This is a genomic window from Liquorilactobacillus sucicola DSM 21376 = JCM 15457 (genome assembly GCF_000612445.1).
In the GTDB taxonomy this organism is placed as follows: Bacteria; Bacillota; Bacilli; order Lactobacillales; family Lactobacillaceae; genus Liquorilactobacillus; species Liquorilactobacillus sucicola.
Genome location: NZ_BALC01000006.1, coordinates 99,570 through 112,680 on the forward strand (window position 1 = coordinate 99,570; position 13,111 = coordinate 112,680).

The following is a 13,111-nucleotide window of genomic DNA, read 5'->3' on the forward strand; positions in this document are numbered from 1 at the left end:
TTAGCAATAGAATAGCAATATATGAAATACTCCGTAAAAGCTGTGAAAAGCCGACGGGGTATTTTTTATGCTCGTGACAAGTGGATCTATTCTTCTTTGGCGATAAATGATAAATAAAAGCTATTGGACCCAGGAACTCAAGCATGTAAAAGACAAAAAGATTTCCGTCTATACCATTTTAAGTTATTCTTGACACATACAAGTTGCTAGGTTATATTTATTGGTGGTTAGTGGAAGGGATGTTGTTTTTTAAACATCTATACCAATTTTAAATAAAATGTGAAAATTATGATATTAAATGTGAAAGGTCGGTTCTTCTTATGTGCGGTATAGTTGGGATTACAGGAAAAGAGAATGCAGTTGATATTCTGCTGAATGGATTAGAGCGTCTGGAGTATCGTGGATACGATTCTGCTGGTATTTATGTCAATGACCAAAACGGTAAAGAGTATTTGGTTAAAGAAAAGGGTCGGATTGCAGATCTTAAAAAAGAAATAACCTCTGATGTTCATGGAACAACGGGGATCGGTCATACACGATGGGCAACTCATGGTATTCCCAGCAAAGAAAATGCACATCCGCATGTTTCTGCCGATGGTCGCTATTATCTTGTTCACAACGGGGTTATTGGTAATTTTGCACAGTTGAAGGAAGAATATCTGCAAGATGTAAACTTTGTTAGTGATACAGATACTGAAGTTATCGTTCAGCTGATTGCTAAGTTCGCACAAAAAGGACTTTCGACTAAAGAGGCCTTTAAGAAAACCTTGACTTTAATTGATGACAGTTCCTCATACTCATTTTTATTAGTCGATCATGAAGAACCCGACACTTTATATGTGGCTAAGAATAAAAGCCCACTGCTAATTGGAATTGGTGCTGGTTTTAATGTGGTTTGCAGCGACGCAATTGCGATGCTTGATCAGACGCATGATTTTGTTGAACTGGTAGATGGGGAAATAGTAGTTGTTAAACCACAAAGCGTTACGATCGAGAACATGGAAGGCAACCAGATTAACCGCAAGCCGTTCCATGTTGACACAGATGCTTCTGAAGCTGAAAAGGGTGCATACCCTTATTACATGTTGAAGGAAATCGATGAACAGCCGGGTGTAATGCGTAATTTAATAGAGCATTATATTGCTGAAGATGGTTCAATCAAAATTGATGAAAAGTTGCTTGCAGCACTTAATCAGGCCCAACGACTATATATTGTTGCAGCCGGTACAAGCTACCATGCAGGTTTAGTCGGTAAAGAACTGTTCGAAAGACTTACCAATATTCCAACAGAAGTGCATGTCGCTTCGGAATTTGCATACAATCCGCCATTGCTAGCTGAGCACCCATTCTTTATTTTCCTGACTCAGAGTGGTGAAACGGCTGACAGTCGCCAAGTGCTTGCACAAGTTAATGAATGGGACTACCCAAGCTTAACGATAACGAATGTTGCCAATTCGACGTTATCGCGTGAGGCTACACATACGTTACTGTTGTACGCGGGACCTGAAATCGCAGTTGCATCGACGAAGGCCTATACGGGTCAGATCGCACTTGAAGCTATCTTAGCTAAAGCAATGGGTCAAAAGAAGGGTATTAAGAAGGCAACTGAGTTTGATGTTGCCAAAGAATTGACATTCGTGGCCAACGGTATGCAGGCGTTGGTTGATGGCAAAGCTCAGATTGAAGAAATTGCTAAGGATGTTTTGGCAACGACGCGCAATGCATTCTACATTGGCCGTTCAATTGACTATGATATTGCGCAAGAGGCTGCACTTAAGCTTAAGGAAGTTTCTTATGTGCAGACAGAAGGATTCGCTTCAGGTGAATTGAAGCATGGAACGATTGCTTTAATTGAAAAGGACACACCGGTTATTGCAATCATCACTGATGAGAAAACTGCTAAGCATACGCGCAGCAATACGCAAGAGGTGCTCGCCCGTGGAGCACGTGTTATTTATATTGCGAGTCGTCAGTTAGCAACTGCTGGGGATCAGATTATCTTGCCAGAAGTACATCCTCTATTGACACCATTGCTTGCAATCATTCCGTGTCAGTTATTGGCGTACTACACAAGTTTGCAGCGTGGTTACGATGTTGATAAGCCACGTAACCTTGCTAAAAGTGTAACGGTTGAATAATAGAGTTTTATTGAGAAGAAAATAAATGCAGTGGAGTGTGACATAAGTCGGCAAGTTCGAGTATTAATGCGAAGTTATGAATATAGCAAGTAGTTTGTTATGGGGAATTCGAATTAGACGGAGAATTTTGGCTTATGGAACACATTTATACGAAATAAATAGAGGAGCTGGCCAAAAGTAAAATTTTGGATCAGCTCCTGTTTTTATGCACATAAACATGTTAAATAGCTGTTTTTGGGGGATTAATGATGCAATGCTCATGTTCAAGTTATGGCTATGTTCTTGATTCACAAGATTAGGTGAGCATGTGGACGTCGTTTTTGTATTAGAGTTGCAAATCCTATTGATTAAAAAAGAATAAAAAAATAGGTTTTTCACAATATTTATTAGATCGTACGATTGGTTTTTTACTATGGTAGTAGTATATTTAGAGTCGAGAGAAGGTTTTTTGAGTTGTAAGAATTTTAAATGGTGAACTTTTGTTACATATCAGGTATTGAGGGGGAGGTAAAAATGAGTATTGTTACACTAGCTCGTTTTCAGTTTGCGATGACGACTATTTTTCATTTCTTTTTCGTTCCATTCTCAATCGGAATGGCATTAGTTGTTGCAATTATGGAAACAATGTATGTTGTTACCAAGAAGGAAGAGTATCTCAGGATGACAAAGTTTTGGGGGAATATCTTCTTGCTGAGTTTTGCAGTCGGAGTTGTAACAGGAATCATTCAAGAATTCCAGTTGGAATGAACTGGTCTGATTATTCACGTTTTGTTGGCGATATTTTTGGTGCTCCATTAGCAGTTGAAGCATTATTGGCTTTTTTTATGGAATCTACTTTTCTAGGGTTATGGATCTTTACTTGGAAGATGGTTAGTCCAAAACTGCATGTGGTTTTTATTTGGTTGGTGACGTTTGCCTCATCAATTTCCGCCTTCTGGATATTGGCCGCGAATAGTTTTATGCAGCATCCTACTGGCTACACTATCAAAAATGGACGTGCAATAATGAATAATTTTGGTGCCTTGCTGACTAATGCCCAGTTGTGGTATGAGTTTTCACATGTTATTGCCGGGGCCATCACAATGGGAGGGATGATCCTAGCTGGTTTGTCAGCCTTTCAGCTACTAAAGCGTAAAAACAGTGAGACAAGCTTTTACAAGAAGTCGATAAAAATCGGGCTTGTTATAACTTTGTTCGGTTCGTTGGCAGTTCTCATGGCTGGCGACTTGCAGATGAAGGCCTTGGTCAAAGAGCAGCCGATGAAGTTCGCGGCTGCTGAGGGAGAATATGATGATACAACAGATCCCGCCGCGCTGACCTTGGTAGCATGGGCAAACGAAAATCAGCATAAGCGTGTCTTCGGTGTCGAAATGCCTTATGTATTGAGTATTTTGGCTTATGATAAACTTTCTGGTTCAATTCAAGGAATGAATCATATTAATAAACAATTAGTTAAGAGGTACGGTCAGCGAAATTATTATCCACCAGTGAATACGCTATTTTGGAGTTTCAGAATCATGGCCGGGTTTGGAATGTTGATGTTGCTGGTTGCCATTCTTGGGCTGTTCTTTACACGTAAAAAGAATCAGCTGCTATATCGCCAGAAGTGGATGCTGTGGGTGTTAGGGCTATGTACTTTTGCGCCTTTTTTGGCCAATACTGCTGGTTGGCTAGTGACTGAACTTGGAAGATACCCGTGGACTGTGTACGGCTTGTTTACCATTAAGCAAAGTGTCTCACCAAATGTTTCTGTGACATCACTTTTAATCTCAAACATTGTCTACTTCTTGCTGTTTTCTGGTTTGGCAGTTACGATGATCGGTTTAGTAATCCGTGAATTGAAAAAAGGCCCGGATTATGAAGAAAAACGGCTGCAGGAAGAACAGCGGTCATCGGCGGATCCATTTGATAAGGGGGCGTTTGAATAATGAGCTCATTACAGCTTCTTTGGTTTATTCTTATTGGGGTCTTATTTGCAGGTTTCTTTTTTTTAGAGGGTTTTGATTTTGGCGTTGGAATGTCACTTCAGACTTTGGCACATAATGAAAAGGAGAAAGACCAGTTGGTTGCAACAATCGGACCTGTCTGGGATGGTAACGAGGTTTGGTTGATAACAGCTGGCGGAGCAATGTTCGCATCTTATCCGTTTTGGTATTCTGCTTTATTCAGTGGATATTACTTAGTCTTATTTATCATCTTGATTGGTTTGATTGTTCGCGGTGTCTCCTTTGAATTTAGACAAAAAGTTGCACCTGAGCGAAAGAATTTTTGGAATTGGATGCTTGCAAGCGGCAGTTTCATCGTGCCGTTCTTCTTTGGAATCTTATTCATCAGTATGATCCAAGGAATGCCACTCGATGCAAAAGGAAACATGTCTGCTGGTTTTACGGATTACATTAACTTATTTTCGCTTGTCGGCGGGATTGCGCTGACACTATTGAGTTATTTACATGGTTTGAACTATATTGCTTTGAAAACGATTGGACCGATTAGGGAAAGGGCTAAAAATTATGCGAAGTTCTTGTATGGTATCTTGTACGTTGGCTTGGTCGCGTTTGCAGTCTTGCTCTACTTCAGGACTGACTTCTTTAAGCTGCATTTGCTATCGACGCTATTATTGCTAATCGTAATAGTCATTTTAACGGTGATTGCCAATGTTGGCGTAATAAAAAATATGGAGCTGTTAGCCTTTTCAGCGAGCGGATTGACTCTTATTTCACTAGTCACATTGCTGTTCACTGGCTTGTTCCCACGTTTGATGATTAGTTCAATTACTACAAAATATGATTTACTGATAACGAATGCCTCTTCTAGTCCATATACATTGCGGGTAATGAGTTACATTGCGCTAACTTTTCTGCCTTTTGTTTTGGCTTATATTGCATGGACATATTATATTTTTCGAAAACGGATTAGACATGACCGGTTTACGGAGTATTAAGAATGATTGACAAAAGTATTCTTAAGTTTCCCAATATAAGGAAGTTAATGACGCTGTTAACTGGTATGGCTTTTTTGCAGTCTTGCGCGATCGTGGGGCAAGCAGGCTTCTTGGCTACAGCCATTGTTGGACTTTGGAACGGAGAAGGCCTGCACAGTCAAGTAACAGAGATACTTCTTTTTGCAGTCTGTTTTTGTGTACGCCATTGTGTTATTTTCTGCAGAGAACGGATGCTCGACAGATATGCGGCTGCACAAGCCAGTTCTTTGCGGCAACAATTATTAACGAAGGTTTTTCGTGTTGGGCCGCAAGTCGTTCAGCAAAACGGGACAGGTAATGTAACAACGATGGTACTTGAGGGAATTGATCAAGTTGAGAACTATCTTCACCTTATTTTGTCTAAAATTATCAGTATGATGATAATTCCATGGGTTATTTTAGCTGCGATCTTCTTTTTTGATTGGAAAGCAGCGGCATTTTTACTGATTATTTTCCCTGTTATTATCATTTTCATGATTGTTTTAGGGTATGCTGCCCAGTCTAAAGCTGCCCAGCAGTACAAAACATACCAGATTTTGTCTAATCATTTCGTTGATTCTCTGAGGGGAATTGACACCTTGAAATTCTTTGGACTAAGCAAAAAGTACGGTAAAAGTATTTTTAAGACTAGCGAACGTTTTCGCAAGGCAACGCTTAATACACTGAAAATAGCTATTCTGTCAACATTTGCGTTGGATTTTTTTACAACGCTGTCAATTGCAGTTGTAGCTGTTATGCTGGGGCTAAGGTTGATTGATGGGCACATGCTGCTCTATCCGGCGCTAACAATTTTAATCTTGAGCCAGAATATTTTTTACCTATTCGTGATTTTTCAAGTGACTATCATGCTACTCTTAATGGAAAAAATTCATTGAAAGCAATCAGGAAGATCTTAGAGCTCGAAGAAATTCAGATAAAGCAGCAGGCTTTACCGAGTTGGAGTGAAGGAAGCAGTTTAAGGGTTAATGACCTGACTTTTAGATATGAAAAAGAGCAGCCACTAACTAAAATCGCATTGAATGTGAAGGGGTATCAAAAAATTGGCATTATTGGACTAAGTGGATCAGGGAAGTCGACATTGATTAATCTTTTGAGCGGCTTTTTAAGTCCTATAGCTGGAAAGATAAGCATTGATGGAACGGAGATTACTTCTTTTGCGCAGCATGACTGGCAAAAGCAAATAATTTATATTCCACAAAATCCGTATATTTTTAAGGCGACATTGCGTGATAATATTGCCTTTTATCAACCGCAAGCAACAGTTGAGCAGGTAGGTGAGGCAATTAAAGTCGTAGGCCTTGAAGAGCTTGTAAGTGAACTTCCTCAGGGACTGGAAACAATTGTAGGAGAAGGCTCGCGTTCTTTAAGCGGTGGTCAGGCGCAAAGAATTGCGTTAGCACGTGCATTTCTCGACAAAAAACGTAAAATTTTGCTTTTTGATGAACCAACAGCACATTTGGATATTGAAACTGAGATTGAGCTAAAAGAAAGAATGCTTCCGTTGATGAAAGAGCGTCTTGTCTTTTTTGCAACTCATAGGCTACATTGGATGCAGGAAATGGATCAAATCATCGTGATGGAAGATGGCATAGTGGCTGAACAGGGGACACTTGAGGAGCTAAAACGAAGAAATGGGTCTTTTGTACATCTAAGCAGTTCAGTTGGGAGGCTTTGAGGTGAAGATATTTAAGGCATTTAAAAATGACAGCTGGATAAAACCTTTTTTAGGCAAGTACCGCAATTCTTTGTTTTGGGCACTTATCTTGGGAGTTAGCACTTTTTTTTTGTGCAGGTGCGTTGATGTTTAATTCGGGCTACCTGATCAGTCGATCCGCCTCGCTTCCTGAGAATATTTTGCTAGTTTATGTACCAATAGTTTTGACGCGTGCTTTTGGGATCAGCAGACCAGTTTTCAAATATTTGGAACGTTTGACTAGTCATAACTGGGTACTTAAGTTGACGTCTGAATTAAGATTGAAGTTATATAAAGTTTTGGAAAAAGATGCTGCATTTTTTAAAAATGATTATCAGACAGGAAACATCCTGGGATTGCTGTCGGAAGATATTAACCACATCCAGAACCTGTATTTGAGAACGGTGTTTCCAACTGTTATTGCGTGGCTTTTGTACATTTTCATTGTTGTTGCATTGGGTTACTTTTCATTATGGTTTGCTCTTGTGATGCTGTTGTTATTTGCTGTTTTGTTAATCTTGTTACCTCTTTGGTCTATCGTTGTCAACGGCGTAAGGCAAGAAAAGCAAAAACAGATGCGGCACCAATTATATACTGAACTGACAGATAACGTGTTAGGTATCTCTGATTGGATTTTCAGCCAACGAAGTCTAAGCTATGCTAGAAGGCATGAAGATTTTGAGCGGAAATTGCAAGAGACAACTCAGAAAATCAAGAATTTCAACCATAAACGAGATTTTTTAGCGCAACTAGTTTTTTGTCTTATCGCGATTGCACTGTTGATTTGGACCAGCGGCTATTTTCCGGGCAATCATGGTGGACAGGCGAATTGGATTGCTGCTTTTGTGTTAGCAATATTTCCTTTGATTGATGCATTTGCCCCACTTTCTGATGCGGCACAAGAAACAAATGTATATCAAGACTCTATCGTGCGTCTCAACCAACTGCAGGATGGACGAAAAGAGCAGTTGAGCAGCTTAAGACCAGCTCTCAAAGTAACAGCCCCTTTCACAGTAGAAATCAAGCACTTGGATTTTCACTACGCAGATAGCAATAAGCAGATTATCAAGGGTCTTGATTTAAAAATCGTAAACGGTGAAAAAATTGCGATCTTGGGTAGGAGCGGTTCTGGTAAAAGTACACTGGCTAGTTTGATTCGGGGTGATCTGCGGCCATCTGGCGGAATAGTAAGCCTGAATCATAAAAAACGTATTTATTCGGGGATACCATTAGTGATTACATTGGTGTGATTCACCAAGCCCCCTATCTATTCAACACGACAATTAGAAATAATCTTAGCATTGGCAATGAAAAAGCTTCTGAACAAGATCTGTGGGATGTTCTGGATCGTGTCGGTTTGAAGAAAATGATTTTAGACTTGCCAGAAAAGATGGATACACTTGTCGATGAGGCAGGGCTGCGGTTTTCCGGCGGTGAGAGACATCGATTAGCGCTTGCTCGGATTCTCTTGAAGAATGTACCGATCATCATTTTAGATGAGCCGACAGTTAGTTTGGACCCAGTGACAGAACAGAAACTAATTGAGACTTTTATCACGGAACTGCAAGGTAAAACTTTGATTTGGATAACGCATCACTTGCAGGGCTTGTCGCTAATGGATCAGGTAATCTTCCTCGAGGACGGGAAACTGCAGATGAGCGGAAACCCACAGGAATTGGTGCAGAGTAATGGGCATTATCGCAAACTATTAGCGATTGACCAAGGCCTTTAACAGAGAAAGCGCAAAAGACATTCAGGCAGCTTCACCTTTGAGATGAGTTGCTAGCAGTCGTTAGGCTTGAGTATTGTACTAACTTTAGATTACGAACATAGTTTGGCTGTTTAATCTAGTGACTAGGCAGAAAAGTCTGACTATTAAAACACGTTAACTCGTATGATTCAACTTAAAATAGATGGAACTAGGTCAAAAATTATTTTTGACCCAGTCCCTGGATTGTTTGATAAGTGAATGTTTTTGTTAGTAGCTTCTTTTGAGTAGTGTCAGTGCAATTTTGCGGATTTTAGTAGTTGTTTCAACCTGCGGAAGTTGATCAATATCAGCTAATGCCTTCTCAGTGTAAGTCTGTGCTAATTGTTTAGCCTGCTTGACACCGCCGTATCTGTGTACTAACTTTGCAACTTGCTTTATCTCCTGCGAAGTAATGCTTTGTCTTTTGTCAAGATAAGGCGCGAACTCTTCGGGGTGTATGGCAGCTGCAAAAAGCAAGGGAGACGTGTAAACTCCTTGGCTGATGTCTTCTAGAACCGGTTTTTGCAGGATTTTTGTATTTGAGGCGTAATCTAGGATATCGTCGAATATTTGGAAAGAAATGCCAATATTTTCACCTATTCTAGAAGCTAATGCAATGGTTTCCTTGTTGGCATGCCCAAAGTATGCTCCTTCCGTGCAGGCGAGTTTGAACAGTGCAGCTGTTTTGCCTTTGATGTTTTCCAAATACTCATCAATGGTCTGTGACTTGTTGAAACGCGCATGCATTTGACTTAGTTCACCCAGCAGCAGCTTCTTCATTGAAGACGCGTTATATTCCATATAGGGAGTTCCGTTCATTGTTTCGATCAGTATCTGAAAAAAAACAGTGAACAACAGATCGCCAGCGTAAACAGCTACGTCTTTACCATAGTCCGCTTGGATAGTGATGGTTCCATGCCGTAACGGTGAATCATCAATGATATCATCATGGATTAACGAGGCACGATGCAATAATTCAAGTGAAGCTGCTATTTTGAATAACTGTTTTTCATCCTGTTGCTGCTGGTCACCCAGCTGTGAAAATAATAGAAACAGGCCAGGGCGAAGCAGCTTGCCTTGTTCCTGCGCACAAGCTGCAAGTAAGTCTTGAACTGCTGTGTTGGGGGTACTGAGCCGCTTGCTTATCAGCTCGTTCACGGCCTCGAGCTTATGTGCGATTATTGGGTAGTGTTTCCATAGATCTAGCATAGTATATTCCTTTCCGGTTCCTAATAGACATGATACATTTTACACCATATTAAACCATATTTTCTAGTTTATGCTTTGAGTACAAAAGAAAGGAGGAAACGAATATTGACGATTCCTGTATTTTTAGAACTGGTTGAAATTAAGGCTAAAACAGCAAGCATTTTTCCATTTTTACTGGGGGCCTGTTACAGTTGGTTTAATTATCGTTCGGTTCATCTGGGACTGTTGTTCTTGTTTTTTGTCGCGATGTTCATTTTCAATATGTCAGTCGATATTTTGGATAATTACAATGACTATCGGCATGCTACAGAAGTGCATGACTATAAACAAAAAACAAACATTATTGGACGTGAACACTTGTCGCTCAAGTTAGTTTCTAGACTAATGATGGGTATGATCGTCGTTTCTGTAGCAATTGGTTTCGGATTGGCTTATGTTGTCGGCTGGCCATTACTTGTCATGGGAGGATTATGCTACTTAGTCGGAATTTTCTATTCTTCGGGACCGCGCCCCCTCTCTAGTCTACCACTAGGTGAGCTTTTTTCTGGGCCAACCATGGGATTTATGATAACTTTGATATGTGTTTATATCAATACATATCAGCTTTTTTCTTGGGATGCTGCAACGCTTGGAGGAATCTTGCTGGTTTCTTTGCCCAATACGTTATGGATATCCAACTTAATGCTGGCAAATAACATCTGTGATCTTGACGAAGATGAGAAGAACAAGCGTTACACACTTGTTCATTATTTAGGAAAAGAGCGCTCAGTAAGACTATTCATAGTGATGAATGTTATAGCTATAATTGCACTTGTTGCTGCTGTTGGTTTTAAGATCACACCGTGGACAGTGCTGCTTTCGTTGTTGGCACTACCTATAATCATCAAACAGGTAAGTATTTTTTGGAAAAGACAGGTCAAGAAAGAAACTTTTATCTGTGCTGTTCGTATATTGGCAGTTGGAGCATTGAGTCAGACAGTATCGTTTATGATTTATATACCATTTGTTTAATTATCTAAGGAGATGTATTAGCAATGAAGGAAATTGTTATTTTAGGTGCAGGATATGCGGGTTTGAAGGCTTTGCGCCGTTTGCAGGCTAGTAAGGGTGACTTCCATATCACGTTGGTGGATCGGAACGATTATCATTATGAAGCGACAGATCTTCATGAAGTCGCAGCTGGAACGCAACCAAAAGAAAAAATAACATTTGCGATCGCAGATGTTGTCAAAGGTTCAACCACTTTTGAACAGTCTGAAGTCAAGGCGATTGATCGTAAGGATCAAAAGGTTCAATTAAGCAATGGAAAAAGTCTATCATATGACTACTTGATAGTCTCGTTAGGATTTCGATCAGAATCTTTCGGGATTGCAGGAGTAGCTGATAATGCCTTGGAAATGGTTGATGTCAAAACGGCTGAAAATGTTTATCAGCATATCATTGATCGAATGAAGGATTATGCCAGCACTAAAAATCAAGACGATTTAAAGATAGTTGTCTGCGGCGCGGGATTCACAGGAATTGAGCTTCTGGGTGCTTTGGAAGATAATCGCAAAAAATTTGCTTCAATCGCAGGAGTTGAGCCGCAAGAGATCCAACTGTATTGTGTAGAAGCTGTTACACGTCTGCTACCGATGTTTGATGAAAAACTTGCGGATTATGGAATATCAACATTGAAGAATTGGGGCATTAATTTCCTGACAGGGAAACCGATCAAAGAAATTAAACCGGATACTGTTGTTTACCAAGACAACAAGGAGACAGGTGCAACTAAAGAACTGACGGCAAAAACCATTATTTGGACAACTGGTGTTAGCGGCAGTAATGTTATGGAAGCATCAGGTTTCTCGCAGCGCCGCGGACGTGTAATGGTTGCAGCAGATTTAACAGATCCAGATTTCAGTAATGTTTATATTATCGGGGATGTTTCAGCTGTTATGGATGCCAAAAGCGGGCGTCCCTATCCAACGACAGCACAAATTGCACTTAGCATGGGTGAACATGCTGCTAAGAATATTCTGGCACAACTTAAGGGAGATACAACAACTCCGTTTACCTTCAAATCATTGGGGTCAGTGGCTTCAATTGGAAATACACATGCTTTTGGATTGGTCGGCAAATCAGCAGTTAAGGGTTATCCAGCTTCATTTGTCAAAAAAATGATTATGGATAAGTCATTATTGGAAACTGGTGGTATCAAAGAGATGCTGTCCAAGGGACGGTTTGATTTGTATCATTAAAAATAGACGCAAAATAATGACTAGTTGGTCTTAACTATGTGGTAAATAAGAAGATGACCGTGAATTACGCGTATATAGAATAGAGAGTGTGACATAAGTCGGGAAAATTTGACTTATGGAACACGTTTAGACGGAATAAAAGAGGGGCTGTGCCAAAAGTGAAATTTTGGCACAGCTCCTTTTAGTGTAATATAAAGTTTTTTTGCTGGAAATATTAGTATATGTTGATCAAACCTTGGGTACCTTGAGCGCCTAATCCTTTGACATCTACCATAATTTCATAAAGTCGTTTAGCTTCATTGGTTGCTCTTAAATCCAGTCCCATTTGGTCTGCTTCCGCGAGTGCAATGCGCAGATCTTTTAAAAAATGCCGTGCAAAGAAACCTGGCGTGTAATCATTTTTTAAAATGCGTGGCACATAATTATCCATGCTCCAGTTGTCTGCTCCGCCGCTTGATAATGTTTCTAGGATCTTTTTCTCATTAAGGCCAGCTTTTCGAGTGTAGAGAAGCATCTCTGTTAAGCCTGTCATTGTACCTGCAATCATGATTTGATTTGCCATCTTAGCATGTTGACCTGCACCAGCAGATCCAAAATAATTTGCTTTTTTTCCGATAGCTTTAAAAAGCGGTAATACTTTATTATAGGTTTCTTCATCACCGCCAACCATAATAGTCAAAGACCCCTGTTTTGCACCGATATCGCCACCCGATACTGGGGCATCAAGTACGTTAAACCCGTGTTCGTTGCCATAAGTGGCTAGTTTTGCTGCTAGGCTGGGTTGGCTTGTCGTCATATCAATCGCGGTCGCACCTTCTGTTAAGCCAGCAAAAATTCCTTCTTTTTCAAAGTAAACTTGTTCCACATCTTGTGGAAACCCGACCATTGTGAAAACAATATCGCTTTGAGCTGCAACTTCTCGTGGTGTGGGTGCCCATGTCGCACCGACAGCTATAAGTGGTTCAGCTTTGGTCTTGGTGCGGTTAAAAACTGTCAATTTATGACCAGCAGCCATAAGATTTTTGATGATGCTGCGCCCATGACGCCGGTTCCAATAAAGCCAATTTTCATTTAAATCATCCCTTCTTAAAAAGCTAAACT

5 protein-coding genes and 4 pseudogenes are annotated in these 13,111 nt (G+C 40.3%); 7 read left to right on the forward strand and 2 right to left on the reverse strand.

Annotated elements, in window-relative coordinates:
* Positions 1-320: 320 nt before the first annotated feature.
* From glmS to cydC, 5 genes and pseudogenes are all read left to right on the forward strand, one after another.
* On the forward strand, positions 321-2,138 hold the full coding sequence (gene glmS / locus JCM15457_RS09640) for a glutamine--fructose-6-phosphate transaminase (isomerizing) (protein ID WP_034989646.1): 1,818 nt from the start codon (positions 321-323) through the stop codon (positions 2,136-2,138).
* A 513-nt stretch (positions 2,139-2,651) separates the two neighbouring features.
* Positions 2,652-4,066, forward strand: a pseudogene (locus JCM15457_RS09645) (cytochrome ubiquinol oxidase subunit I).
* A complete protein-coding gene (gene cydB, locus JCM15457_RS09650) occupies positions 4,066-5,079 on the forward strand; it encodes a cytochrome d ubiquinol oxidase subunit II (RefSeq protein WP_034989648.1) in 1,014 nt (337 codons plus the stop codon). The pseudogene JCM15457_RS09645 and the gene cydB overlap by 1 nt, the downstream one beginning before the upstream one ends.
* A 2-nt stretch (positions 5,080-5,081) precedes the next feature.
* Positions 5,082-6,793 (forward strand): annotated as a pseudogene (cydD, locus tag JCM15457_RS09655) (thiol reductant ABC exporter subunit CydD).
* Position 6,794: 1 nt separating this feature from the next.
* Positions 6,795-8,543: pseudogene (gene cydC, locus JCM15457_RS09660) on the forward strand (thiol reductant ABC exporter subunit CydC).
* A gap of 246 nt (positions 8,544-8,789) precedes the next feature.
* On the opposite strand, the gene JCM15457_RS09665 reads toward cydC, so the two are convergent.
* On the reverse strand, positions 8,790-9,770 hold the full coding sequence (locus tag JCM15457_RS09665; RefSeq protein WP_034989649.1) for a polyprenyl synthetase family protein: 981 nt from the start codon (positions 9,768-9,770) through the stop codon (positions 8,790-8,792).
* Positions 9,771-9,875: 105 nt separating this feature from the next.
* Here JCM15457_RS09665 and JCM15457_RS09670 point away from each other — a divergent pair, with 105 nt between their 5' ends.
* Together JCM15457_RS09670 and JCM15457_RS09675 are read left to right on the forward strand one after the other, a co-directional pair.
* Positions 9,876-10,781 (forward strand): prenyltransferase, encoded by a 906-nt coding sequence (locus JCM15457_RS09670; protein ID WP_034989651.1) that lies wholly within the window; start codon positions 9,876-9,878, stop codon positions 10,779-10,781.
* A 23-nt stretch (positions 10,782-10,804) separates the two neighbouring features.
* The gene (locus JCM15457_RS09675) at positions 10,805-12,010 is read left to right on the forward strand and encodes an NAD(P)/FAD-dependent oxidoreductase (RefSeq protein WP_034989653.1); all 1,206 of its coding nucleotides are present in this window, start codon (positions 10,805-10,807) and stop codon (positions 12,008-12,010) included.
* A 214-nt stretch (positions 12,011-12,224) separates the two neighbouring features.
* Here the strand turns inward: JCM15457_RS09675 and JCM15457_RS09680 are convergent.
* Positions 12,225-13,081, reverse strand: a pseudogene (locus JCM15457_RS09680) (NAD(P)-dependent oxidoreductase).
* Positions 13,082-13,111: the final 30 nt, after the last annotated feature.

Bases quoted from the DNA above. Each gene is read 5' to 3' on its own strand.
- glmS (WP_034989646.1), top strand. From the start codon at position 321: ATGTGCGGTATAGTTGGGATTACAGGAAAAGAGAATGCAGTTGATATT.
- cydB (WP_034989648.1), top strand. From the start codon at position 4,066: ATGAGCTCATTACAGCTTCTTTGGTTTATTCTTATTGGGGTCTTATTT.
- JCM15457_RS09665 (WP_034989649.1), bottom strand. From the start codon at position 9,770: ATGCTAGATCTATGGAAACACTACCCAATAATCGCACATAAGCTCGAG.
- JCM15457_RS09675 (WP_034989653.1), top strand. From the start codon at position 10,805: ATGAAGGAAATTGTTATTTTAGGTGCAGGATATGCGGGTTTGAAGGCT.